25 protein-coding genes, 3 tRNA genes and 1 pseudogene are annotated in these 24,611 nt (G+C 47.8%); 19 read left to right on the top strand and 10 right to left on the bottom strand.

What is annotated here, in order from left to right:
* Window positions 1-19 precede the first annotated feature (19 nt).
* The 3 genes and pseudogenes from A9180_RS24785 to A9180_RS24775 all read right to left on the bottom strand — a co-directional run.
* On the bottom strand, window positions 20-2,275 hold the full coding sequence (locus A9180_RS24785; RefSeq protein WP_225221267.1) for an autotransporter outer membrane beta-barrel domain-containing protein: 2,256 nt from the start codon (window positions 2,273-2,275) through the stop codon (window positions 20-22).
* A gap of 331 nt (window positions 2,276-2,606) precedes the next feature.
* A complete protein-coding gene (locus tag A9180_RS24780; protein WP_064529321.1) occupies window positions 2,607-3,740 on the bottom strand; it encodes a hypothetical protein in 1,134 nt (377 codons plus the stop codon).
* Between the two features lie 441 nt (window positions 3,741-4,181).
* Window positions 4,182-4,316, bottom strand: a pseudogene (locus A9180_RS24775) (integrase); the annotation flags it as partial.
* A 241-nt stretch (window positions 4,317-4,557) separates the two neighbouring features.
* Here A9180_RS24775 and dcyD point away from each other — a divergent pair.
* The 4 genes from dcyD to sdiA all read left to right on the top strand — a co-directional run bounded on the left by dcyD (window position 4,558) and on the right by sdiA (window position 7,928).
* A complete protein-coding gene (gene dcyD / locus A9180_RS14120; RefSeq protein ID WP_064529319.1) occupies window positions 4,558-5,544 on the top strand; it encodes a D-cysteine desulfhydrase in 987 nt (328 codons plus the stop codon).
* Between the two features lie 14 nt (window positions 5,545-5,558).
* Complete coding sequence (gene tcyL, locus A9180_RS14115) at window positions 5,559-6,227, top strand: cystine ABC transporter permease (protein WP_001158230.1); 669 nt, start codon at window positions 5,559-5,561, stop codon at window positions 6,225-6,227.
* Window positions 6,224-6,976: an L-cystine ABC transporter ATP-binding protein TcyN gene (gene tcyN, locus A9180_RS14110; RefSeq protein WP_064529318.1), complete on the top strand. Its 753-nt coding sequence runs from the start codon at window positions 6,224-6,226 to the stop codon at window positions 6,974-6,976. The genes tcyL and tcyN overlap by 4 nt, the downstream gene beginning before the upstream one ends.
* 229 nt (window positions 6,977-7,205) lie before the next feature.
* Window positions 7,206-7,928 carry a transcriptional regulator SdiA gene (gene sdiA, locus A9180_RS14105; protein ID WP_064529317.1) on the top strand — a complete coding sequence of 241 codons (723 nt, stop codon included), beginning with the start codon at window positions 7,206-7,208 and terminating at the stop codon, window positions 7,926-7,928.
* A 66-nt stretch (window positions 7,929-7,994) separates the two neighbouring features.
* On the opposite strand, the gene yecF is transcribed toward sdiA, so the two are convergent.
* Together yecF and A9180_RS24290 are read right to left on the bottom strand one after the other, a co-directional pair.
* The gene (yecF, locus tag A9180_RS14100; protein ID WP_000106474.1) at window positions 7,995-8,219 is read right to left on the bottom strand and encodes a DUF2594 family protein YecF; all 225 of its coding nucleotides are present in this window, start codon (window positions 8,217-8,219) and stop codon (window positions 7,995-7,997) included.
* On the bottom strand, window positions 8,206-8,373 hold the full coding sequence (locus tag A9180_RS24290; protein ID WP_225567257.1) for a hypothetical protein: 168 nt from the start codon (window positions 8,371-8,373) through the stop codon (window positions 8,206-8,208). Before A9180_RS24290 ends, yecF begins: the two co-directional genes overlap by 14 nt.
* Before the next feature lie 305 nt (window positions 8,374-8,678).
* On the opposite strand from A9180_RS24290, the gene uvrY reads away from it, so the two are divergent.
* From uvrY to yecA, 7 genes are all read left to right on the top strand, one after another.
* Window positions 8,679-9,335, top strand: coding sequence for a UvrY/SirA/GacA family response regulator transcription factor (uvrY, locus tag A9180_RS14090; RefSeq protein ID WP_064529316.1), 657 nt, complete (start codon window positions 8,679-8,681; stop codon window positions 9,333-9,335).
* Window positions 9,332-11,164 carry an excinuclease ABC subunit UvrC gene (gene uvrC / locus A9180_RS14085; protein WP_064529315.1) on the top strand — a complete coding sequence of 611 codons (1,833 nt, stop codon included), beginning with the start codon at window positions 9,332-9,334 and terminating at the stop codon, window positions 11,162-11,164. Before uvrY ends, uvrC begins: the two co-directional genes overlap by 4 nt.
* Before the next feature lie 56 nt (window positions 11,165-11,220).
* The gene (gene pgsA / locus A9180_RS14080; protein ID WP_001160187.1) at window positions 11,221-11,769 is read left to right on the top strand and encodes a CDP-diacylglycerol--glycerol-3-phosphate 3-phosphatidyltransferase; all 549 of its coding nucleotides are present in this window, start codon (window positions 11,221-11,223) and stop codon (window positions 11,767-11,769) included.
* Between the two features lie 151 nt (window positions 11,770-11,920).
* Window positions 11,921-11,996 (top strand) — tRNA-Gly (locus A9180_RS14075).
* 54 nt (window positions 11,997-12,050) lie between these two features.
* Window positions 12,051-12,124, top strand: a tRNA-Cys gene (locus tag A9180_RS14070).
* Between the two features lie 11 nt (window positions 12,125-12,135).
* A tRNA-Leu gene (locus A9180_RS14065) sits at window positions 12,136-12,222 on the top strand.
* A gap of 195 nt (window positions 12,223-12,417) precedes the next feature.
* Window positions 12,418-13,083, top strand: a complete 666-nt coding sequence (gene yecA, locus A9180_RS14060) for a UPF0149 family protein YecA (RefSeq protein ID WP_064529314.1) — start codon at window positions 12,418-12,420, stop codon at window positions 13,081-13,083.
* A 60-nt stretch (window positions 13,084-13,143) separates the two neighbouring features.
* On the opposite strand, the gene tyrP is transcribed toward yecA, so the two are convergent.
* Window positions 13,144-14,355 carry a tyrosine transporter TyrP gene (gene tyrP, locus A9180_RS14055; RefSeq protein ID WP_064529313.1) on the bottom strand — a complete coding sequence of 404 codons (1,212 nt, stop codon included), beginning with the start codon at window positions 14,353-14,355 and terminating at the stop codon, window positions 13,144-13,146.
* Between the two features lie 189 nt (window positions 14,356-14,544).
* Here tyrP and A9180_RS14050 point away from each other — a divergent pair, with 189 nt between their 5' ends.
* On the top strand, window positions 14,545-14,784 hold the full coding sequence (locus tag A9180_RS14050; protein ID WP_064529312.1) for a YecH family metal-binding protein: 240 nt from the start codon (window positions 14,545-14,547) through the stop codon (window positions 14,782-14,784).
* Window positions 14,785-14,821: 37 nt separating this feature from the next.
* Here A9180_RS14050 and ftnA read toward each other — a convergent pair whose 3' ends face one another.
* Both ftnA and yecR read right to left on the bottom strand, forming a co-directional pair.
* Window positions 14,822-15,319 (bottom strand): non-heme ferritin, encoded by a 498-nt coding sequence (gene ftnA / locus A9180_RS14045; RefSeq protein WP_000917207.1) that lies wholly within the window; start codon window positions 15,317-15,319, stop codon window positions 14,822-14,824.
* 178 nt (window positions 15,320-15,497) lie between these two features.
* Window positions 15,498-15,821 (bottom strand): YecR family lipoprotein, encoded by a 324-nt coding sequence (gene yecR, locus A9180_RS14040; RefSeq protein ID WP_064529311.1) that lies wholly within the window; start codon window positions 15,819-15,821, stop codon window positions 15,498-15,500.
* A gap of 253 nt (window positions 15,822-16,074) precedes the next feature.
* Here yecR and azuC point away from each other — a divergent pair, with 253 nt between their 5' ends.
* Together azuC and yecJ are read left to right on the top strand one after the other, a co-directional pair.
* On the top strand, window positions 16,075-16,161 hold the full coding sequence (gene azuC / locus A9180_RS23195) for a stress response protein AzuC (RefSeq protein WP_010723106.1): 87 nt from the start codon (window positions 16,075-16,077) through the stop codon (window positions 16,159-16,161).
* A gap of 105 nt (window positions 16,162-16,266) precedes the next feature.
* Window positions 16,267-16,518 (top strand): DUF2766 family protein YecJ, encoded by a 252-nt coding sequence (gene yecJ / locus A9180_RS14030; RefSeq protein ID WP_064529310.1) that lies wholly within the window; start codon window positions 16,267-16,269, stop codon window positions 16,516-16,518.
* Window positions 16,519-16,599: 81 nt separating this feature from the next.
* Here yecJ and A9180_RS14025 read toward each other — a convergent pair whose 3' ends face one another.
* Window positions 16,600-17,103 (bottom strand): non-heme ferritin-like protein, encoded by a 504-nt coding sequence (locus A9180_RS14025; protein WP_064529309.1) that lies wholly within the window; start codon window positions 17,101-17,103, stop codon window positions 16,600-16,602.
* Between the two features lie 793 nt (window positions 17,104-17,896).
* Between A9180_RS14025 and araF the strand changes: the two genes are divergently transcribed.
* The 5 genes from araF (at window position 17,897) to otsA (ending at window position 23,837) form a co-directional block, all read left to right on the top strand.
* Window positions 17,897-18,886, top strand: coding sequence for an arabinose ABC transporter substrate-binding protein AraF (gene araF, locus A9180_RS14020; protein ID WP_064529308.1), 990 nt, complete (start codon window positions 17,897-17,899; stop codon window positions 18,884-18,886).
* A 70-nt stretch (window positions 18,887-18,956) separates the two neighbouring features.
* A complete protein-coding gene (araG, locus tag A9180_RS14015; protein ID WP_064529307.1) occupies window positions 18,957-20,471 on the top strand; it encodes an arabinose ABC transporter ATP-binding protein AraG in 1,515 nt (504 codons plus the stop codon).
* A gap of 14 nt (window positions 20,472-20,485) precedes the next feature.
* Window positions 20,486-21,472 carry an arabinose ABC transporter permease AraH gene (gene araH / locus A9180_RS14010; protein ID WP_064529306.1) on the top strand — a complete coding sequence of 329 codons (987 nt, stop codon included), beginning with the start codon at window positions 20,486-20,488 and terminating at the stop codon, window positions 21,470-21,472.
* Between the two features lie 162 nt (window positions 21,473-21,634).
* Window positions 21,635-22,438 carry a trehalose-phosphatase gene (otsB, locus tag A9180_RS14005; RefSeq protein ID WP_064529305.1) on the top strand — a complete coding sequence of 268 codons (804 nt, stop codon included), beginning with the start codon at window positions 21,635-21,637 and terminating at the stop codon, window positions 22,436-22,438.
* The gene (otsA, locus tag A9180_RS14000) at window positions 22,413-23,837 is read left to right on the top strand and encodes an alpha,alpha-trehalose-phosphate synthase (protein WP_064529304.1); all 1,425 of its coding nucleotides are present in this window, start codon (window positions 22,413-22,415) and stop codon (window positions 23,835-23,837) included. The genes otsB and otsA overlap by 26 nt, the downstream gene beginning before the upstream one ends.
* Before the next feature lie 6 nt (window positions 23,838-23,843).
* On the opposite strand, the gene uspC is transcribed toward otsA, so the two are convergent.
* Entirely contained in the window at window positions 23,844-24,272 is a 429-nt protein-coding gene (gene uspC, locus A9180_RS13995; RefSeq protein ID WP_064529303.1) for a universal stress protein UspC, read from the bottom strand.
* Window positions 24,273-24,611 lie beyond the last annotated feature (339 nt).

Raw genomic sequence — 24,611 nt, 5'->3', positions numbered from 1 at the left:
GGCTACTCCACTACCCGGTTCAGAATGTATACTTCACACCCAGCATGGCAGAGGCGTCGCTGTATCCCTCGTCACCGATCTGTACACCTACATTGCCCCACAGGTTCAGATGGTCATTTATCTGCCCCTCAACACCGGTTTTTACTTCTCCGATATTGCTGGCGCCGTCCTGATGTACCGTCACACCGTTCATGCGAGTGCCAAAATCACGGGTGTTGTGCAGCCAGTTCACCTCAACGAACGGACGGAACTCATGGGATTTGCCGCCGTTCATTGTGTTGTGTCCCTTAATCCAGGTTTTCACGCCCAGACGGGTACGGACGTTGCCGTCACCGGTGCTTTCAACATGGGTACCATTGCGTTCGCGGTGCTCATCAGCTTTTACGCCCATCCAGATAACCTGAGCCTGAGGCTGGACATACCATTCGTTCAGACTGCCATGGCTGCCGGTAAACTCACCGGCTTTCCAGGCATAACCGGTTTCTAGTGAGGCTGTCAGACCTTTTGATTTCCAGGATTCCCCCGGCAGGCCGTCACCTTTCACATCGTTATCGAACCAACTGTACTGTGCCCAGCTATCCAGATAAGCCCCGCTATGTGTCTCATCATTAGCATACCAGGTGGCATACAGACCTGTGTTGTATCCGTTCACACTGCCTTTTGAACTGTATCCGGTACGTACAGAATCTGTATTGTTATGGTCATTACCGTAACCAGCCATAACACCCAGATGCCAGCGGTCAGAGCTGTTCTGGCTCCACAGAGCCAGGTCACCGCCCATCTGCAGGACGTAACGGTTACCCTGTGTTTTCAGTTGACCTGTACCGTCATGCCAGCGGTTGTGTTCCCCTTCATGGTGCATCCACATGCTGGTTTTTTTCTGCTCGCCGGTAATCACATCGGTGTAATGCATCGGCCCCAGGCGTTCATGAAGACGGGATACGAACATGGTGTTTGCTGCAGCCATGTTCGCCGTATAGGAGCCAGCTTCCGGACGCAAGTCGTTGTCATTACCACCCGGAGCAGGTTCAGGGGCAGGGGGTTGCATTGCTTTCAGAGCGCGCAGCAGGAACGGCGTGTTTTTACCACTGGTCAGATACCAGTTATCACTGTTGCTTCCCCGACCACGTCCCAGCGTGTAGTCATAAGCCCCGGCAGCAATACGCCCGGCCTGAATAAATGCAGCACTGTCAGCATTTCCGTCGACATGAATCAACTCAATACCGTTCAGTGTCTGTGCTCCGGTACCACCTGCATTTATAACAACCACTCGGGTCTGACTGGAAGCATTGCCTTTAATAACCAGTTTGTCTGTTGCGGAGCTGTCATTTCCCAGAGCGGTGTTCATGAGCAGTATGCCATTGTTACCGGTATAGTTACCTCCGATCGTCAGTACGTTACCCGGAGCATCGGCTCTCAGGTCAAGAGTACCGCTGTTGGTTACGTTCCCGGCGACACCACCAGAGCCGGAGAGTGTCCCCTGCTGAGCGATGGTGACCTGGCTGTTAGCAAGCATGACAGGTGCATCAGCCTTGCCCAGAATCAGTGTGCCGACAGTGTTAACCGAGCCTGCTCCCAGTCCGTCAGTATTAAGCACCTTCACCATTGCCTTATCTGCGATAGCAATGGTGGCATTCAGGGCGCGGGTGGCACCAGTAATATCGAACACGCCACCGCTGATGTTCAGGGAGCCAGAGCCGATGAGGGTACCTGCAGACAGGCCTCCACCTGCGAGGGTCAGATTACCGCCATTAATGTTCAGTATGGAACCTGCTGCGCTGTTCAGTTTGCCTGCGGTCTGGCTGTGACCGTTCATATCCAGCATGGTGTCAGCTGCCAGGCGAATCTCGCTGGTCTGCCCCAGAGCACTGTTGCTGTTCATGCGGACATTGCCGCCGCGGATGTCTGTTACACCCGTGTAAGTGTTTTGGGAAGACAGAATCAGTGTTCCTTCGCCGGCTTTGGTCAGCGTTTTTCCATCCCAGCCATGAGATAACTGAGCCGCATTGTTATCTGCAAGTCGTACCTTCAGCTCTAACACCGCGCCATATCTCAGGTCAAACGTGCCATATCCATTTCCTGAAGGGTCATTCCACTTCAGGGAAGAACTAACCTCGTTTACTGTCTGCCCGTTACCACTAAGTGATGTTAAAACATAGTCTTCAGCACCATCACTCAGTAGATTATTATGCTGATAAATATTATTTTCAGAGAGCCCTGTTATGCCCTTGGAGGTCGTCAACAAGCCGTACTCATTTTGCTTCCATATTGTCATGGCAGTATCAACATTAAGCACTGCACCGTTATTGAACTGAATACTGTTGGCAGTTAAATGACTGGAACCTGTGCTCATATTCAGCGATGAATCTGTGTCAAATATCGAACGTCCGCTAAAGGAAACATCAGCTCCCGAAACGGAAACATGTGTACCTGTACCCGCTCTCAGATTGCCTTTTATTTCAGAGCTGGCGGAGTCTTTATTTGTAATGGACAGAGAATTACCATCAGCATTATTTTCAACATTATTCAAAACAATATCACCTTGAATGGTAGAACCGGCGTAGAGATTCAACGAGTTAGTTCCACCATTCAGAGATATTGCGGTATCACAATCTTGCCCTCTGTTGCCATTTATCCCCCCCGGGAAATTCACCTTGACCTTCATTTCCGCCACTACCAGGCAATATCCTGCCATGATTATTTATCGTAATATCACTCCCGGATATAGCAGTGCCACCAGTGCCGCCAATAATATTTCCATAATTATTTATTTCCATATTATTCCCAGATATGGCAATCCCCCCGGTGCCACCAATACCACCACTACCACCGGTACTCCCATTAATATTTTGATCGGTAGTAAATTCGACACTACCTTCACCACCGCGAGCACCATCCCCCCCCTGGCCACCTGTAATGTGATTATTATTTGTTATCTCCATATTATTTCCGGATATTGCCGTGCCTCCATTCCCTCCGTTGCCGGCAGAAGACCCCCATACCGCCCACCAGGCACCACTACTACCTTGCCCGGCAGTGATATTTCCGTTATTGCTTATTTGAAGATTATTGCCAGATATGGCAGTCCCACCAACAGCAGGAGTCCCAGTTAAACCACTGCTCTCATCGCCATAACCACTGGCTCCAGGCATACCGCCATCGCCACCTGTAATGCTTCCGTTGTTCGTAATGGTAAGATCATCTCCGGAAATAGCGGTACCTGCTTCACCTCCATCGCCCCCGCCATTACCATCACCTCCCCAACCACCCTTACCACCGGAAATATCACCAGAATTAACAAGAGTAAAATTATTTCCAGTAATAGCTGTGCCGCCCTGGCCTCCTGCAGATCCCATCTTCGTATTATCATCATCACCAGCACATCCGCCTTCACCGCCACTAATGCGACTACCGCTGTTAATTGTCAGGATATTTTCATCCTGTAATGAACCTGGTACAACATTAACAATGAGAGCATCTTCACCGGCTTCCCCATCATCATTATTATCTGGCCTGTGATGCGAGGCATCAGCACCAATGATATTTTCAGATATTTCTGCAGGGTTTCCTTCAGAAAGAGTGACTTCCATTTTGGCTCCCAAAGCAGGCTGAATGGTCAGAGTGGCAGATATAAGACTGCAAAGTAATGTAGTCTTCATTCCCTCTTGCGTTACGCCGAATGTTTTTCTGTTGTTTATATATACATTAAACCTTTCTTTTTTATTAATTTTGATTTTCACAAAAGCTCCAATTTTTTTTGTTTAAGAATGGTGAGTTAAATGTTTTGACTGTGTAAATGTCATTGGGAAGTAATATGTATTATCTAATCATCATACAAATGATCGATGCGAGCATTATTGCAAATAAACAGAAAAAATCCATCTCAAGCAATCAGGTTGATTTTTTTTTGACGAGTAATTTGAAATTGTAATGTTTTCTGGATGTTAGTTTGTTTATTGATTGGCGTAATTTTAGATAGTGACTGTTTTTCTGCTTTTTTTATAAGAAAAGTGCCTGAAAGTATCGTCATGGAATATAATATTTTTATCCTAAAAACAGACCTGGATATAAATAATAATTAATGCAGAGATAATGATTACCATATTAATGAACGGGTATGGATAACCATGCTTGATCAACCTAAGATGCCAGGAGAAGTTATCCCCGTAACCAGGGGACATCAGATTTTCTGCTTTATGGACATAAGCAGCCTTTACACCGTTACGTTCCTGATGACCCATCGGACATTCAACAGTATCACGCGACCACAAATCTGATTCTATTAACACACTATCTGCTATCGCCCGGTATCCATGGGTACTACAGTTGCCATATGCTCAACGAAAGACTGAGAAAAACGCTAAACTATGAATCATCCGCAGATCGGTTCAACCAGTGTGTTGCATCCCTCGGTTGAACTCACAGCCAGGAACGTGTCAACGCTACTCTGGGCGGGGCAAAATGACAAAAAAGGGCGCTTTAATCGGCGCATTTTTTATTTATACGTTTCCTGCGTGCATAATAACAAGATCACAACAACACACATCGGAGGCTTTTATGCCACTGCATAATTTAACTCGTTTTCCACGGCTGGAGTTTATCGGCGCACCGACACCGCTCGAATATCTGCCACGTTTTTCTGATTATCTCGGGCGGGACATTTTCATCAAACGGGATGACGTCACCCCGTTGGCAATGGGCGGAAATAAGTTACGCAAACTGGAATTTCTCGCAGCAGACGCCTTGCGCGAAGGTGCCGACACACTGATTACAGCCGGAGCGATTCAGTCTAACCATGTGCGCCAGACAGCCGCAGTGGCTGCAAAACTCGGTTTGCATTGCGTGGCGCTGCTGGAAAATCCCATTGGTACTACCGCAGAAAACTATTTAACTAACGGCAACCGCTTGTTGCTGGATCTGTTCAATACTCAGATTGAAATGTGCGATGCGCTGACCGATCCTGATGCCCAACTGGAAGAGTTAGCGACTCGCGTCGAGGCGCAAGGCTTTCGCCCATACGTCATTCCGGTTGGCGGTTCCAATGCTTTAGGCGCGTTGGGCTATGTGGAGAGTGCGCTGGAAATCGCCCAGCAGTGTGAAGGGGCGGTTAACATATCGTCGGTGGTGGTGGCTTCAGGCAGTGCCGGAACTCACGCCGGGCTTGCAGTAGGGCTGGAACAACTGATGCCTGAAACAGAACTGATTGGCGTGACTGTTTCACGTTCTGTTGCTGACCAGTTGCCGAAAGTGGTTAGCCTACAACAGGCGATCGCGAAAGAACTGGAGCTGACTGCATCAGCGGAAATTTTACTCTGGGATGACTATTTTGCGCCTGGCTACGGTATGCCGAATGACGAAGACATGGAGGCGGTGAAACTGCTGGCGCGTCTGGAAGGCATTCTGCTTGATCCCGTGTATACCGGAAAAGCGATGGCGGGGCTGATTGATGGTATAAGTCAGAAACGCTTCAAAGATGAAGGACCGATTCTGTTTATTCATACCGGGGGCGCGCCTGCACTGTTCGCCTATCATCCCCACGTTTAGCGCCGGAAATGCTCATGCAAGAAAGTATACAACTGGTTATTGATTCTCTGCCGTTCCTGTTGAAAGGGGCAGGGTATACGCTGCAACTCAGCATCGGCGGCATGTTTTTTGGCTTACTGCTGGGATTTATTCTCGCGCTGATGCGCTTGTCGCCCGTCTGGCCTGTGCGCTGGCTGGCGCGTTTTTATATCTCCATCTTCCGTGGTACGCCACTCATCGCACAGCTGTTTATGATCTACTACGGTTTACCGCAGTTTGGTATTGAATTAGACCCGATTCCGTCAGCGATGATTGGCCTGTCACTGAACACCGCCGCCTATGCAGCCGAAACGCTGCGGGCAGCGATTTCATCTATTGATAAAGGTCAGTGGGAGGCGGCTGCCAGTATCGGCATGACGCCGTGGCAAACTATGCGTCGTGCTATTTTGCCACAGGCTGCGCGGGTAGCACTGCCGCCGCTGTCGAACAGTTTTATTAGCCTGGTAAAAGATACTTCTCTGGCTGCGACGATTCAGGTGCCAGAGCTGTTCCGTCAGGCGCAGCTGATTACTTCGCGCACACTAGAAGTTTTCACCATGTATCTGGCGGCTTCGCTCATCTACTGGATTATGGCGACGGTGTTATCGACGTTGCAGAACCATTTTGAGAATCAACTTAATCGCCAGGAGAGGGAGCCAAAATGAGTGCCATTGACGTTAAAAACCTGGTGAAAAAATTCCACGGTCAGACGGTGCTGCATGGCATAGATCTGGAGGTTAAAACCGGCGAAGTAGTGGCGATTATAGGTCCAAGCGGCTCTGGGAAAACCACGTTGCTACGCAGTATAAATTTGCTGGAACAACCAGAAGCGGGGACGATTACCGTCGGGGATATCACCATTGATACCGCGCGTTCGTTAAGTCAGCAAAAATCCTTGATTCGTCAGTTGCGCCAGCACGTTGGTTTTGTTTTCCAGAACTTTAATTTGTTTCCGCATCGTACGGTGCTGGAAAACATTATTGAAGGGCCGGTGATTGTCAAAGGTGAACCTAAAGAGGATGCCACGGCGCGCGCACGTGAATTGTTGGCGAAAGTTGGCCTTGCAGGCAAAGAAACCAGCTATCCACGTCGTTTATCTGGCGGTCAACAGCAGCGTGTGGCGATTGCCCGAGCGCTGGCGATGCGCCCCGAGGTGATTTTGTTTGATGAGCCAACGTCGGCCCTGGACCCAGAGTTAGTGGGCGAAGTTCTGAATACTATCCGCCAGCTGGCGCAGGAAAAACGCACAATGGTCATTGTCACGCACGAAATGAGTTTTGCCCGCGACGTTGCTGACCGCGCGATCTTTATGGACCAGGGGCGGATAGTAGAGCAGGGATCGGCGAAAGCGTTATTTGCCAATCCACAGCAGCCCCGCACCCGCCAGTTTCTCGAGAAATTTCTACTGCAATAATAAGAAAAAATCAGCCCCGGTGGGTTAATGACCGGGGCGATCCACTCTTCTGAAGGCTGAATAAACGGTCAATAAATCAGCATAACTCATTAATAACATAAGAGAATGCGATGTCTTGCAAAAGTAATTCATTATCTGAATAATATAAATTATATATAAATCTTATTTATGTGATAGCTTGAGTTTTCAGTATAAATGATACTCACTCTCAGGGGCATTGCGGTTTACTATGCAGGATACGGATTTTTTTAGCTGGCGTCGCACAATGCTGTCACGCTTTCAGAGGATGGAGGCCGCAGAAGAGGTCTACCATGAAATAGAGCTTCAGGCTCACCAACTTGAGTACGATTTCTATTCATTATGTGTGCGTCACCCAGTACCGTTTACTCGGCCAAAAGTGGCGTTTTACACCAACTACCCCGAGTCATGGGTCAGTTATTACCAGGCAAAAAACTTTCTCGCTATTGATCCCGTGCTCAACCCTGAAAACTTCAGTCAGGGCCATTTATTGTGGAATGATGACTTATTCAGTGAAGCCCAGCCATTATGGGAGGCTGCGCGTGCACATGGTTTACGCAGGGGAGTCACTCAGTATTTAATGCTACCGAACCGGGCGTTGGGATTTTTGTCATTTTCTCGTAGCAGCACGCGCGAAATACCCGTTCTTAGTGATGAGTTGCAATTAAAAATGCAGCTACTGGTGCGCGAAAGTTTGATGGCGCTGATGCGTTTAAATGATCAAATAGTGATGACGCCGGAGATGAATTTCAGTAAGCGGGAAAAGGAAATTTTGAAATGGACCGCGGAAGGTAAGACATCGGCAGAGATAGCGATGATCTTGTCAATCTCCGAGAACACGGTTAATTTTCATCAGAAAAACATGCAGAAAAAAATCAACGCGCCGAATAAGACCCAGGTTGCCTGTTACGCTGCCGCAACTGGCTTAATATGATCTCTATTACATTCTGCGTGCCAGATGCAAAACCGGCTGAAAGGGGGGCTTTCAGCCGGTTTTATATTACTGACGATAGGCCTGTTTAATTTGCTTAACCGTTTTGGAAAATACCGCAGCCTGGGTTTCGTCTTCGATCAGCGCAAGCTGTTTTTCCATCTTTAACATCACGCGGCCCGCGTCAGCTTGTCCCATCGCCTGCAGCATCAGCGTCAGCATCGCTTTCAGGCAGGAGACTTCATTTGCCAGTTCTTGATTATTCTCGGCAGTAGAAAAATCAGGCGTACTCATTTATTTTCCTCGTCATGTTGCAATGAAAATTTGCAGTAAAAAATGTTAAGGCGGCGGAGTATACCATAAGCTTTGCTAAAAATAGCAGTGGTTGTTTTTTGGTCGCTGACGCCTCATTGATATTAAATGAGTTAATATAGTGGTTAATAAATATTTATATCATGAATGTTTTTTGTGCGTATTTATTGAGTTAATTAATGTTACATATTCATGCCGATGATTTTTCATTTATGCTGAATAAAGTCAATTTTTGTCACATTTCAGTCTAACAGACAGGTTACAACGCTCCGGTAGCTTTTTTGTGACGGACGTGACCATAACTGTGGACAATCGAATTATCAAAAATGAGAGAAAAATCGAATACCCACCATTTTTAACGTTTCAAAGTTGCAATAAAACCCGCTAATATACGGACGACTAACTATCAGTAGCGTTATCCCTATTTCTGGAGATATTCCTTTGATCAACGTTCTACTTGTTGATGACCACGAACTGGTGCGCGCAGGGATACGACGCATTCTGGAAGATATAAAGGGTATTAAAGTCGTTGGTGAGGCTTCCTGTGGTGAGGATGCCGTTAAGTGGTGCCGGGCAAATTCCGTCGACGTGGTGCTAATGGACATGAGTATGCCTGGCATTGGCGGCCTTGAGGCGACGCGTAAAATCGCCCGTTCAACCGCAGATGTCAAAATCATCATGCTTACGGTTCACACCGAAAATCCTTTACCAGCAAAAGTCATGCAGGCCGGCGCTGCGGGCTATCTCAGCAAAGGTGCGGCCCCGCAGGAGGTGGTGAGCGCGATTCGTTCTGTCTATTCTGGGCAGCGTTACATTGCTTCTGACATTGCGCAACAAATGGCGTTAAGTCAGATCGAACCAGAAAAAACAGAAAGCCCATTTGCCAGTTTGTCTGAACGCGAATTGCAGATTATGCTGATGATTACCAAAGGCCAGAAGGTCAATGAGATTTCAGAACAGCTTAATCTCAGCCCGAAAACGGTGAACAGCTATCGCTACCGTATGTTCAGTAAATTAAACATTCATGGCGATGTTGAGCTGACTCACCTGGCAATTCGCCACGGTCTGTGTAATGCGGAGACGTTAACAAGTCAGTGAGTGTTCAGTTTGACGCAAAAGCGTTTTTAAAAACCGTCACCAGCCAGCCAGGCGTTTATCGCATGTATGATGCTGGTGGTACGGTAATTTATGTCGGCAAAGCGAAAGACCTGAAAAAACGGCTTTCCAGCTATTTCCGTAGCAATCTCGCTTCGCGCAAAACGGAAGCGTTGGTCGCCCAGATCCAGCAAATCGATGTCACGGTGACTCATACTGAAACCGAAGCATTATTGCTGGAACACAACTACATCAAACTTTATCAACCGCGTTACAACGTTTTGTTACGCGATGATAAATCTTACCCCTTTATTTTCCTCAGTGGCGATACCCATCCACGTCTGGCGATGCATCGCGGTGCGAAGCACGCTAAGGGGGAGTATTTCGGCCCGTTCCCGAATGGTTATGCGGTGCGTGAAACTCTGGCGTTGCTGCAAAAGATTTTCCCCATTCGCCAGTGCGAAAATAGCGTTTATCGCAACCGCTCGCGTCCGTGTTTGCAATATCAGATAGGGCGCTGCCTTGGGCCGTGCGTGGCCGGGTTGGTTAGCGAAGACGAGTATGCCCAGCAGGTTGAATATGTGCGCCTGTTTTTATCGGGTAAAGACGATCAGGTGCTTAAGCAACTGATTAGCCGCATGGAAACAGCCAGCCAGAATCTGGAGTTTGAAGAAGCGGCACGTATTCGCGACCAAATTCAGGCGGTGCGACGCGTCACCGAAAAACAATTTGTCTCTAACACTGGCGACGACCTTGATGTTATTGGCGTTGCGTTCGATGCGGGCATGGCATGCGTCCACGTTTTGTTTATTCGTCAGGGCAAAGTGCTTGGTAGCCGTAGCTATTTCCCGAAGGTGCCGGGCGGTACGGAACTGGGTGAAGTAGTGGAAACTTTTGTTGGTCAGTTCTATTTACAGGGCAGCCAGATGCGCACTCTCCCGGGTGAGATCCTGCTCGACTTTAATCTTAGCGATAAAACACTGCTCGCCGATTCATTATCAGAACTGGCGGGGCGCAAGATAAACATTCAGACCAAACCGCGTGGCGACAGGGCGCGTTACCTGAAACTTGCGCGGACGAATGCAGCAACAGCGTTAACCACCAAACTTTCGCAGCAATCAACCGTTCATCAGCGACTGACAGCGCTTGCCAGCGTGTTGAAATTGCCGGAAGTGAAGCGGATGGAGTGTTTCGATATCAGCCATACGATGGGTGAACAAACTGTCGCCTCGTGTGTGGTGTTTGATGCTAATGGCCCACTGCGTGCGGAATATCGGCGCTATAACATCAATGGCATTACGCCGGGCGATGATTATGCGGCGATGAATCAGGTGTTGCGTCGGCGTTATGGTAAAGCCATCGATGAAAGTAAGATTCCGGACGTGATCCTGATTGATGGCGGCAAAGGACAACTTGCTCAGGCGAAAAATGTCTTCGCCGAGCTGGACGTCCCATGGGATAAAAACCATCCACTGTTACTTGGCGTTGCCAAAGGGGCCGACCGTAAGGCTGGGCTGGAAACATTGTTCTTCGAGCCGGAAGGAGAGGGCTTTAGCTTACCGCCAGATTCGCCTGCGTTGCACGTCATCCAGCATATTCGCGATGAATCACACGATCATGCTATTGGCGGGCATCGCAAAAAACGGGCGAAGGTCAAAAATACCAGCACTCTGGAAACCATTGAAGGTGTCGGGCCAAAACGTCGGCAAATGTTGTTGAAATATATGGGCGGTTTGCAAGGTTTACGTAACGCCAGCGTCGAAGAAATTGCAAAAGTGCCGGGTATTTCGCAAGGTCTGGCAGAAAAGATCTTCTGGTCGTTGAAACATTGATGTCTCTGTAGCAACATAGGGGTAATCTTACTGACAACAGATAGTTACCCGTCATTATGCAATTTAATATCCCTACGTTGCTCACACTGTTCCGTGTCATCCTTATCCCATTCTTTGTATTGGTTTTTTATCTACCTGTTACCTGGTCACCGTTTGCTGCCGCGCTCATTTTCTGCGTCGCAGCGGTGACTGACTGGTTCGATGGTTTTCTGGCGCGTCGCTGGAATCAGAGTACCCGTTTTGGTGCCTTCCTTGATCCAGTAGCAGATAAAGTGCTGGTTGCCATTGCTATGGTGCTGGTAACTGAGCATTACCATAGCTGGTGGGTCACTTTGCCAGCGGCAACGATGATCGCTCGTGAAATTATTATTTCTGCTCTGCGCGAGTGGATGGCTGAACTCGGTAAACGCAGCAGTGTGGCCGTGTCCTGGATTGGTAAAGTGAAAACGACTGCCCAGATGGTGGCGCTGGCCTGGCTGTTATGGCGTCCGAACATTTGGGTTGAGTACGCCGGTATTGCCCTTTTCTTTGTGGCTGCGGTACTGACTCTGTGGTCTATGTTGCAATATTTGAGCGCAGCTCGCGCAGATTTGCTTGATCAGTGATCGTTTCGGCGCAAAATTCAGCAAACGATCAAAAGTGATGAAAAATATCGTTGACTCATCGCGTCAGGTAAGTAGAATGCAACGCATCGGACGGCGGCACTGATTGCCAGACGATAATAAAATCAAATGATTAGCTGATTGCTTGATGATTGCGGGAATAGCTCAGTTGGTAGAGCACGACCTTGCCAAGGTCGGGGTCGCGAGTTCGAGTCTCGTTTCCCGCTCCAGTTTAAAAGGCATCGGCGTTAAGCGGGTGTCCGGCTGAAAAGCCTGAAGAATTCGGCGCGTTAACAAAGCGGTTATGTAGCGGATTGCAAATCCGTCTAGTCCGGTTCGACTCCGGAACGCGCCTCCAATTTTTCCCGAGCCCGGATGGTGGAATCGGTAGACACAAGGGATTTAAAATCCCTCGGCGTTCGCGCTGTGCGGGTTCAAGTCCCGCTCCGGGTACCATGGGAAAGATAAGAATAAAATCAAAGCAATAAGCAGTGTCGTGAAACCACCTTCGGGTGGTTTTTTTGTATGTGCAACTTGTCGTTACACCCTCTCTGATTTTTAATCTCTGGGTAATCCACTCGAAAAGTATCTCTATGCCAGACCGACATGTAAGATAGGCGCTGGCGAGTCGAGATCCACAAGGAAAAGCGTATGAAAACTGGACCGTTAAACGAAAGTGAGTTGGAATGGCTGGATGATATCTTGACCAAATACAACACAGAGCACGCCATCCTTGATGTGGCAGAGCTGGACGGTTTGTTGACGGCGGTGTTGAGTTCTCCGCAAGAAATTGAACCCGAACAGTGGCTGGTTGCTGTGTGGGGTGGGGCGGATTATGTGCCGCGCTGGGCGTCAGAGAAAGAGATGACGCGCTTTATGAACCTGGCGTTTCAGCATATGGCCGATACGGCAGAGCGCCTCAACGAGTTCCCGGAACAGTTTGAACCGTTGTTTGGTCTGCGAGAAGTTGACGGTAGCGAGCTGACAATTGTCGAAGAGTGGTGCTTTGGCTATATGCGTGGCGTTGCGCTTTCTGACTGGTCAGCATTGCCTGACTCATTAAAACCGGCGCTTGAAGCGATTGCGCTGCACGGTACTGAGGAAAACTTCGAGCGGGTAGAGAAGATGTCGCCAGAAGCGTTTGAAGAAAGCGTGGATGCCATTCGACTGGCGGCGCTTGATTTGCATGCTTACTGGATGACGCATCTTCAGGAAAAAGCGGTTCAGCAACCGATTAAAGCTGAAGAAAAACCAGGTCGTAACGATCCTTGCCCATGTGGTAGTGGCAAGAAATATAAGCAGTGCTGCCTGCATTAAGAGGTCACATTGGGGGCCAGAGTTAATTCTGGCCCCCAATAAGGATATGTGAGGCTATTTTCACCCCACTTCTGGCAACACCCCTGCCGCAATCAAAAATTGCACGCAAATCACGCTAATGCCACAGATAAATACCAACACCAGAGCTGGACGTCCACCTTTCACCCGATAACTTGCTTGTGGATTATGCTTCCTGCTCTGCCAGGTCAGCAATGAAGGAATTATCAACGCCAGTACTGCCAGCGCCACGCCAGCATACCCGAGCGCCATTACAAAACCACGTGGATAAAACAGCGCAAACGCCAGTGGTGGCAGAAAGGTAATTGCGCCGGTTTGCAGTCTTCCACTAACGGTATTGGAACGCTGAAACAAATCTGCCAGATAATCAAATAAGCCTAACGCTACGCCAAGGAAAGATGTGGCGAGGGCTAAATCAGCGAATAAATGCACAGCCAACTCGACATGCGGCGAGGCCACCACTTCGCGTAATGCCTGTAGCAATCCATTTAATCCAGCATGATTCGCCAGCAGTCCCATAAAGGTTGTTGAATTAATGCTGCCCAGCGTCGCCAGTTGCCAGAAAATATATGCCACCAGAGGGATCGCGCTACCGGTAATAAACACCCAGCGCAATTTACGAATGTTGCCATCCATATAGCTGACGATGCTCGGCACGCTACCGTGAAAACCAAACGAGGTAAAAATCACCGGAATTGCTGATAATGCCAGCCCCTGTTGCAGCGGCAGCGTTAGCAGATTGATTTTATGAATATGTGGTAGCAGCAATACGAGCATCAGCACCAGGAAAATAATCTTGGCGCTGAACAGAAAACGGTTAAACAAATCGACCAGCGACGTCCCAACACAAACCACACCACCGGCAACAAAAGTAAACAACAACACACCAGCGGTTGTAGTCATTGAAATGCCTGTCCAGTCGCTGATGCTGGAGGCCAGCAACTCACCGGCACCGCTGATATATGCTGCGGTCAGGGCGTACATTAAAAACATCATACTGAAACCGGTCAGCCACTGACCGTAGCGACCCAGATAGCGTTTTGCCAGCGTGCCTAAACCAGTATCCGCAGGGACATGCTGATACACTTCCAGCAGTAACAGTGCGGTGTAACACATCAGGGCCCACAGGCCAATTAACAATGTCAGAGTGACGGTAAAACCGACGCCAGCCGCTGCCAGCGGCATTGCCAGCATACCTGCGCCAATTGTGGTTCCCGCCACGATAAAAACACTTCCCAGAGTTCTGTTTTTCACGCTTTCTTCTGTCCTGACGATCTTTATGAGTGATATCTGCGGCGCAGGTTAAGGCATTATCCATACTTCGTCAAATCGGCGTTACATCTGGTGTAAACAAAAACATACAATAAATGCATTCAGAACTGCGCTGGCGCAAAGCCTTAAGACGCTGGGATCGTTACGCTATGCCTTTTTTGAGGAGGAACGATGGAATCTATTCACGGTCATGAAGTGTTAAATATGATGATTGAATCAGGTGAGCAATATACGCACGCCAGTCTGGAAGCGGCGATCAAAGCACGTTTTGGTGACCAGACACGTTTTCATACTTGCTCGGCTGAAGGGATGACTGCGGGAGAGTTGGTGGCTTTTCTGGCGGCAAAAGGCAAATTTATTCCCTGCGAAGAAGGGTTCTCAACCGATAAAAGTAAGATTTGCCGTCACTGATATGAAACGGCGGCAGAAAATCTGCCGCCGGAGAAGATTAGTTTTGTGCGTCGAGGGTAGAGAGTTCTTTATCGATGAAATAAAGTCCTTCGCCGCTTTTCCCCGCCAGACTCAATTTATCAATAATAGATTTGAACAATTTCTCTTCTTCGTGTTGCTCAGACACATACCATTGCAGGAAATTGAACGTTGGGTAGTCCTGATTAGTCATGGCAGCGTGAGCCAGTTCGTTAATTTTTTGCGTAATTAATTGTTCGTGTTTATAGGTTTCCTGGAATAATTCATCAAGTGAAGAATATTCAGCAAACGGTGATTCAACGGTATTAATTCGCGGTAAATTTCCGGTATCGGTCAGGTAATCAAACAGACGCTGCATATGCGTCATCTCTTCCTGGGCGTGGCGACGCAGAAACGCGGCAGCACCTTCGAAGGTGTGATAGCTGCACCATGCGCTCATTTGCTGATAAAGCAGTGAAGAGTAGAGTTCCAGGTTCATCTGCTCATTAAGTTTTTCAATCATTTCTGGTTTCAGCATGATAGTGCTCCACAAAGGTTATATTTGTTGCTGTGGCGCCACTATAATTTGTTATTTTATTATTTGCAAAAGGTAAAATATTAAAGTTAATTATTAAAAATGCGAATGTGAATAAAACGCATTAACGCTATTTGAGATGGTAATTAACCAGCGAAGTATTCCTCGCTGATTAAAATCTTTATTGATAAGCCGAGGGGGTTAAGTATGGGCACTGATACGACAGCGTAAATTGCGTATTCAGACATAATGATCCTGCAAACAAACTACAGTTACTTACAGGTTGCCCAAACGCAAAGGCGCGGGTAAATCCAACCTGCTGACATGCGCGGTTCGCTATTCCCTGATCGAGATAGTTGTCAGTGCGGGCGTGTTGTAAAAAAGCCTGATTATAAACGAGGCGTACAATGCCACTCGTGGCGTCAACATCGCTGAGGCGAGCCTGACGAGTTACGGTACAGCCCGCTACTGTTAAAAGTGAAAAAACAATTATCAGATGTTTCATGTCACAGCCTGAAGAGGGAGAAGAAACAGGTATTGTACTTGTGGACACAGCCAGGTTATGGACAGAAAAGACGACGGATTAGCGCTATTCCTTGCTTTCTTCAGAACGCACACATCTTATGGTTATCATTTACGTAACATTAAAGGGGTATTTATGTGATTTGCATCACATAAAGATTGATTTTTGTGATGAGTGTCATATTATAAGCAGCAAGAACAATAACACCTGCATAACAAATAATCGGAGTGGCGCGATGAAACTGCGTAAAATCCTGAAAAGCATGTTTAATAATTATTGCAAGACGTTCAAAGACGTACCGCCTGGCAATATGTTCAGATAATAAAAAAACCTGCTCCGGCAGGTTTTTTTGTACCCTGATGTGACTATCGTTGAGGAAGGGAAGCCGCTACTATAACGGCTTTCAAAATGCTATCAGGAGTTTAGGATGTCCCAGCCGCTGAATGCCGATCAGGAACTGGTTTCTGATGTTGTTGCTTGCCAGTTGGTGATCAAACAAATTCTCGATGTGCTCGATGTGATCGCGCCTGTTGAGGTTCGTGAAAAAATGTCCAGCCAGCTGAAGAATATTGATTTCACTCACCATCCGGCTGCTGCTGACCCAGTCACTATGCGGGCTATTCAAAAAGCCATCGCGTTGATTGAGCTAAAGTTCACCCCACAAAACGAATCCCATTAAAAAACCGCTGCTTCAGTGATGTGAGGCAGCGGTTTTCACCATTTTTTTGTATTCGGCGCATCTTTTTATGCGCCGATTTTATTAATGTATCTGATGAGATACGACATTCAGAACATGCTGGTCGGTCTGGACAGGACACATACCGGCCAGTTTCGCACTGCGCACTTCGTCAAGAATGGTTTGCAGCAGGAGGCCATCGTGCTGCTGTTCTTTTTCCAGATCGCGCAGGAAATCGACAGTAGAATCATCATTCAATTCTTTAGCTTCATTTGCTAATTGCGCCAGCGTGCTTGAACGCTGCTCATATTCTTCCAACGTTTTTTGGAAGAGTTCTTCCAGAGAGCTCAGTTTTTCGCCAGGTACATCAACGGCTTTAACGATGGGCGTCGCCCCGACGCTTTTCATGAAGTTAAACATGCGCATCATTTGAGTCACGTTACTTTGTGCCTGGGAGCGAAGAAAAGTCGCGGTGCCATTCAGACTTTGTTCAGAACACCAGTTGCTCAGGTGAAGGTAGAGATTGGATGCATAAAACTCGCGGTTCATTTGGGTGTTGAGTTTGAGAAGCATTCCAGTGGTTGCCATACCTAATATCCTTATATCCAGAAGACGAGAGGTGCAAGATAAATCAAAACACCGTAATTACTGTTTGCAGAATAATTCCTTTCTGCGGGTCCGAAATGTGATCCTGGAGTCAATTCTGACGATGATCTGAAATAAGCATAACGCCTGAAGGATTATAAGAAAATCCTTAAATCACAAAGTTTATATTTTTTTACATTTCATTGATTAGAGTTATTGATTTGCAATAATTATCAACGTTGCCTGTTTTTATATCTTATTGATATTAAACTGATTTATTAATATCATGATGATGTTATTATATTTTCTGGTATTTTTTCAGTTTTGCGATGGTGCTCGCATTATGGATTTAATTATTAATTAATGAAGGTGGTGATAATTAACAGCGAAAGGAATTTTGTGTGGAGTTTTGATACTTCTTACCTGATTCTCCATTCACCTGTAATGAGCAAGCTTCTTGCCTGAGCAAATTAGATTAAAAAGAAGACACGCCAGAGCTATCAAATGATGCTACAAGGATTTCCAGGCTAATCTTATGGATTAATCTGCTAGGCTACTTCTCATTTGTCATACAATTAACGTCTTCTGTATGTCTTTTATTGCTAAATTTATGCACGTTCTCACTGTAATTCTGCGGTGTGATATTGCTCTCCTATGGAGAATTAATTTCTCGCTAAAACTATGCCAACACAGTCACTTATCTTTTCGCCAAAGGTAATGCTTTGTTTTCCGATTGAATTAACGAAAGTTCTTAGGTTTTGCCCTACACAAAATGATGCTAAAGCTGGAGATAACCATGCACAAATTTACTAAAGCTCTTGCAGCCATCGGTCTGGCTGCCGTTATGTCACAATCCGCTATGGCGGAAAATCTGAAACTCGGTTTCCTGGTGAAGCAACCAGAAGAACCGTGGTTTCAGACCGAATGGAAGTTTGCCGATAAAGCCGGGAAAGATTTAGGCTTTGAAGTTATTAAGATAGCTGTACCTGATGGCGAAAAAACACTGAACGCTATTGATAGCCTGGCAGCCAGTGGCGCGAAAGGCTTTGTTATCTGTACTCCGGACCCGAAACTGGGTGCAGCCATCGTGGCGAAAGCGCGTGGCTACGATATGAAAGTTATTGCCGTGGATGATCAGTTTGTTAATGCCAAAGGTAAGCCGGTTGATACCGTTCCGTTGGTGATGATGGCGGCGACGAAAATTGGCGAACGTCAGGGCCAGGAACTGTATAAAGAGATGCAGAAACGTGGTTGGGATGTGAAAGAAAGCGCCGTAATGGCGATTACTGCCAACGAACTGGATACCGCCCGTCGTCGTACTACCGGTTCTATGGACGCGCTGAAAGCCGCTGGATTCCCGGAAAAACAAATTTATCAGGTTCCTACCAAATCTAACGACATTCCGGGGGCGTTTGACGCCGCCAACTCCATGTTGGTTCAGCATCCTGAAGTTAAACACTGGTTGATCGTCGGTATGAACGACAGCACCGTGTTGGGTGGCGTACGCGCGACGGAAGGTCAGGGCTTTAAAGCAGCAGATATTATCGGTATCGGTATTAACGGTGTGGATGCGGTGAGCGAACTGTCAAAGGCACAGGCCACAGGTTTCTATGGTTCACTGCTGCCAAGCCCGGACGTTCATGGCTATAAATCCAGCGAAATGCTTTACAACTGGGTAGCAAAAGACATTGAACCGCCAAAATTCACCGAAGTTACCGACGTGGTGCTGATCACGCGTGACAACTTTAAAGAAGAACTGGAGAAAAAAGGTTTAGGCGGTAAGTAATCTGCCGGAAAAATTCCCCTCTGCGTTATGCAGAGGGGGTGTAAAACGACCAGTGATTCACGGAGACGTTATGCAACAGTCTACCCCGTATCTCTCATTTCGCGGCATTGGTAAAACCTTTCCAGGCGTCAAGGCGCTTACGGATATCAGTTTTGACTGTTATGCCGGTCAGGTCCATGCGTTGATGGGTGAAAATGGCGCCGGAAAATCAACACTCTTAAAAATCCTTAGTGGAAACTATGCGCCAACCACGGGTTCTGTAGTGATTAATGGGCAGGAAATGTCCTTTTCCGACACGACCGCAGCACTTAATGCGGGTGTCGCGATTATTTACCAGGAACTGCATCTCGTGCCGGAAATGACCGTCGCGGAAAATATCTATCTCGGCCAGCTTCCTCATAAAGGCGGTATCGTGAATCGTTCACTGCTGAATTATGAAGCTGGGATACAGCTCAAACATCTGGGTATGGATATTGACCCGGATACGCCGCTGAAATATCTCTCCATTGGGCAATGGCAGATGGTTGAAATTGCCAAAGCTCTGGCACGTAACGCTAAAATTATCGCTTTTGATGAACCAACCAGCTCCTTATCTGCGCGTGAAATAGACAACCTGTTTCGCGTTATTCGTGAACTGCGAAAAGAGGGACGGGTGATCTTATACGTTTCTCACCGTATGGAAGAAATTTTTGCCCTCAGCGATGCCATCACTGTCTTTAAAGATGGTCGTTACGTCAAAACCTTTACCGACATGCAGCAGGTAGATCATGACTCGCTGGTACAGGCAATGGTCGGCCGCGACATCGGCGATATCTACGGCTGGCAACCGCGCAGCTATGGCGAGGAGCGCTTGCGTCTGGATGCTGTAAAGGCACCTGGTGTGCGTACGCCAATAAGTCTGGCTGTTCGCAGTGGCGAAATCGTCGGTCTGTTTGGTCTGGTGGGGGCAGGGCGCAGCGAATTAATGAAAGGCATGTTTGGCGGGACGCAAATCACTGCCGGCCAGGTTTATATCGACCAACAGCCGATCGATATTCGTAAACCGGGCCACGCCATTGCCGCAGGCATGATGCTCTGCCCGGAAGATCGCAAAGCGGAAGGCATTATTCCAGTGCATTCGGTGCGCGACAATATCAACATCAGCGCTCGTCGCAAACATTTGCGCGGCGGTTGCGTGATCAACAACGGCTGGGAAGCCAATAATGCCGATCACCACATTCGTTCTCTCAACATCAAAACGCCAGGTGCAGAGCAATTGATCATGAATCTCTCAGGCGGTAATCAGCAAAAAGCCATTTTGGGGCGCTGGTTATCCGAAGAGATGAAGGTCATTTTGCTGGATGAACCTACGCGCGGCATTGATGTGGGGGCCAAACATGAAATTTATAACGTGATTTATGCGCTGGCCGCGCAGGGCGTGGCGGTACTGTTTGCCTCCAGTGACTTGCCCGAAGTCCTCGGCGTTGCCGACCGGATTGTGGTGATGCGGGAAGGCGAAATCGCCGGTGAATTGTTACATGAGCAGGCAGATGAGCGTCAGGCACTGAGCCTTGCGATGCCTAAAGTCAGCCAGGCAGTTGCCTGAGTAAGGAGAATAAGATGTCTTCTGTTTCTACATCGGGTTCTGGCGCACCTAAGTCGTCATTCAGCTTCGGGCGTATCTGGGATCAGTACGGGATGCTGGTGGTGTTTGCGGTGCTTTTTATCGCCTGTGCCATCTTCGTACCGAACTTTGCCACCTTCATTAATATGAAAGGGCTGGGCCTGGCAATCTCCATGTCGGGGATGGTGGCGTGTGGCATGTTGTTCTGCCTTGCTTCCGGCGATTTTGACCTTTCTGTCGCCTCGGTGATTGCCTGCGCAGGGGTAACCACTGCGGTGGTTATTAACCTGACCGAAAGTCTGTGGATTGGCGTGGCGGCAGGTTTACTGCTGGGCGTTCTCTGCGGCCTGGTGAACGGCTTTGTTATCGCTAAATTGAAAATCAACGCCTTGATTACCACGCTGGCGACGATGCAGATTGTCCGTGGTCTGGCGTATATTATCTCTGACGGTAAAGCGGTTGGCATCGAAGATGAAAGCTTCTTTGCACTCGGTTATGCCAACTGGTTCGGCCTGCCAGCGCCAATCTGGCTCACTGTGGCTTGCCTGGTCGTCTTTGGTTTGCTGCTGAACAAAACCACTTTTGGTCGTAATACGCTGGCAATTGGCGGTAACGAAGAGGCGGCGCGTCTCGCGGGTGTACCGGTGGTCCGTACCAAAATTATTATCTTCGTTCTCTCTGGCCTGGTATCGGCAATTGCCGGGATTATTCTGGCTTCTCGTATGACCAGTGGCCAGCCAATGACGTCTATTGGTTATGAGTTGATTGTTATCTCTGCCTGCGTTTTAGGTGGCGTTTCTCTGAAAGGCGGCATCGGAAAAATCTCATATGTAGTGGCGGGTATCTTAATTTTAGGCACCGTGGAAAACGCCATGAACCTGCTGAATATTTCTCCGTTTGCACAGTATGTTGTCCGTGGCTTAATCCTGCTGGCTGCGGTGATCTTCGACCGTTATAAGCAAAAAGCGAAACGCACTGTTTGATGCGTTATCCGATAATTATTTAGTTCAAAAATCCTCCACAGCCAACCGCCACAACGGTTGGCTGTTCTTTTTGCCAATGGCGAGCCTCGTCACACTGTCTATACTTACATGTCTGTACAGCGCGTTCTGCGCGAACAATAAAAAGATAAGGAGGAGTACCGGGTGACAGAACCGTTAACCGAACCCCCTGAACTATCCGCGAATTATGCCTGGTTTTTTGATCTCGATGGAACGCTGGCGGAAATCAAACCGCATCCCGATCAGGTCGTCGTACCTGAAAATATTCTGCAAGGACTTCAGCTGCTGGCAACCGCAAGTGATGGTGCATTGGCATTGATATCAGGGCGCTCAATGGTAGAGCTTGACGCGCTGGCGAAACCTTATCGATTCCCGTTAGCGGGTGTGCATGGGGCAGAGCGCCGTGACATCAATGGTAAAACGCATATTGTTCATTTGCCGGAGGCGATTGCCCGGGATATTAGCGTTCAACTGCATACGGCTATCGCCAGGCTTCCCGGGGTGGAGGTTGAGGCTAAAGGGATGGCGTTTGCGTTGCATTATCGTCAGGCTCCGCAACATGAGGACGCCTTATTGACATTAGCGCAACGCATTACCCAGATTTGGCCGCAAATGGCGTTACAACAGGGAAAGTGTGTCGTTGAGATAAAACCGAGAGGCACCAGCAAAGGGGACGCGATTGCCGCCTTTATGCAGGAAGTTCCCTTTATTGGTCGCAAGCCCATTTTTCTGGGCGATGACTTAACCGATGAGTCTGGTTTCTCGGTCGTTAACAGGCAGGGCGGAATGTCAGTGAAAATTGGCACAGGCGCAACTCAGGCATCATGGCGGCTGGCGGGCGTGCCGGATGTCTGGAGCTGGCTTGAAATGATAACCAACGCATTACAACAACTAAAAAAAGACAATAACAGGAGTGATGACTATGAGTCGTTTAGTCGTAGTATCTAACCGGATTGCACCACCAGACGAGCACGCCGCCAGTGCCGGTGGCCTTGCTGTCGGCATACTGGGGGCGCTGAAAGCCGCAGGTGGACTGTGGTTTGGCTGGAGTGGCGAAACAGGGAATGAGGATCAGCCGCTAAAAAAGGTGAAAAAAGGAAATATCACCTGGGCCTCTTTTAACCTCAGTGAAAAGGATCTCGACGAATACTACAACCAATTCTCCAATGCCGTTCTCTGGCCCGCATTTCATTATCGACTCGATCTGGTGCAATTTCAGCGTTCCGCCTGGGAAGGCTATTTACGCGTGAATGCATTGTTGGCGGATAAATTACTGCCATTGCTGGAAGACGATGACATTATTTGGATCCACGATTATCACCTGTTGCCATTTGCGCATGAACTCCGTAAACGTGGCGTGAATAATCGCATTGGTTTCTTCCTGCATATTCCTTTTCCAACACCGGAAATCTTCAACGCGCTGCCGACTTATAACACGTTGCTTGAACAGCTTTGTGATTATGATTTGCTGGGGTTTCAGACAGAAAACGATCGCCTGGCGTTTCTGGATTGTCTTTCCAGCCTGACGCGCGTCACGACGCGTAGCTCGCGCAATCATACGGCCTTGGGCAAGGCATTTCGTACCGAAGTTTACCCCATTGGTATTGAACCGGATGAAATAGCCAAACAGGCTGCCGGACCGCTGCCGGCAAAACTGGCGCAATTAAAAGCAGAGCTGAAAAACGTACAAAACATCTTTTCTGTCGAACGGCTGGATTATTCCAAAGGTCTGCCTGAGCGTTTTCTCGCCTATGAAGCCTTGCTGGAAAAATATCCGCAACATCACGGCAAAATACGTTATACCCAGATAGCGCCAACCTCGCGTGGTGATGTGCAGGCGTATCAGGATATTCGTCATCAGTTGGAAAATGAAGCCGGGAGAATTAACGGAAAATATGGGCAATTAGGCTGGACACCGCTTTATTATCTGAACCAGCATTTCGATCGTAAATTACTGATGAAAATCTTCCGCTATTCTGATGTCGGATTAGTGACTCCGCTGCGTGACGGGATGAATCTGGTGGCGAAAGAATATGTCGCCGCCCAGGATCCTGCCAATCCCGGCGTACTGGTACTTTCACAATTTGCGGGGGCGGCGAATGAACTGACATCAGCGTTAATCGTTAACCCATACGATCGTGATGAAGTCGCTGCGGCGTTGAATCGGGCATTGACCATGTCGCTGGCGGAACGTATTTCCCGTCATGCAGAAATGTTGGAAATTATCGTGAAAAACGATATTAACCACTGGCAGGAGTGCTTTATTAGCGACCTAAAGCTGATAGTTCCGCGCAGCGCGGAAAGCCAGCAGCGCGATAAAGTTGCGACCTTTCCAAAGCTGGCGTAATTGTGATTAATCTCCCATAAGCGGAACCAACAGCACATCTACCTCACTTGAGGCAATTACACTTTTCGCCGAGCAGGATGCTCGCGAAAAGAAACTGTGATTATGATTACCGCAAATCACCAAATCGAAATTATGTTTACGGCATACCGCCAGAATATGTTCGCTCAACTCACCATAAGCTATAAACTTTTCTTCTACGGGATATCCAGCATCCTGAATTAATTTGTCCAGAAAGTTTTGTGTTTCTTCATGCATCACACTGCGTAAATCCTCAAGCATCGGCGCGGCTAATTGATTGTACATTTCTGGATCGGAAGCGAGAGTGATTAAACTGATACGCCCATTAACGGGACGGGCGATAGATACCGCTTTTGCTAACAGTTGCTGGCTTTCTGGTGAGACAGCAACGGCAACAAGAATATTGGCATATCCCATAACCTGCTCCTTATTCTGTGAACTTCAGGTGAGAACAGCTTTACTCTGAAAGAGGTACAGATGCAATAACAACTTTGTCAAAAAGGCAAATATTAGCATGATTATTAATAAATATAATTAATTAATGACGTAGTGTTACTATATGGTCATGCGGGGGATGATGAGGAGGTCGGGAAAATTATTTTCCTTATCAAACAAATGGGTAATATTAATGAAACACATTATTAACATTGCGGTTGTTGGCAGTCTTATTTTTTCTTTAATGGCGTTGTATTATTTAATTAACTGTTTTTAAATGATTTATAGAGATCAAAGATATTTATCCCATGCCAGACATAT

It is taken from the genome of Escherichia sp. B1147, from assembly GCF_001660175.1.
Taxonomy (GTDB): domain Bacteria; phylum Pseudomonadota; class Gammaproteobacteria; order Enterobacterales; family Enterobacteriaceae; genus Escherichia; species Escherichia whittamii.
Note: the sequence above shows the minus strand (reverse complement) of the source record. Positions and strands in the feature narration are given on the sequence as shown.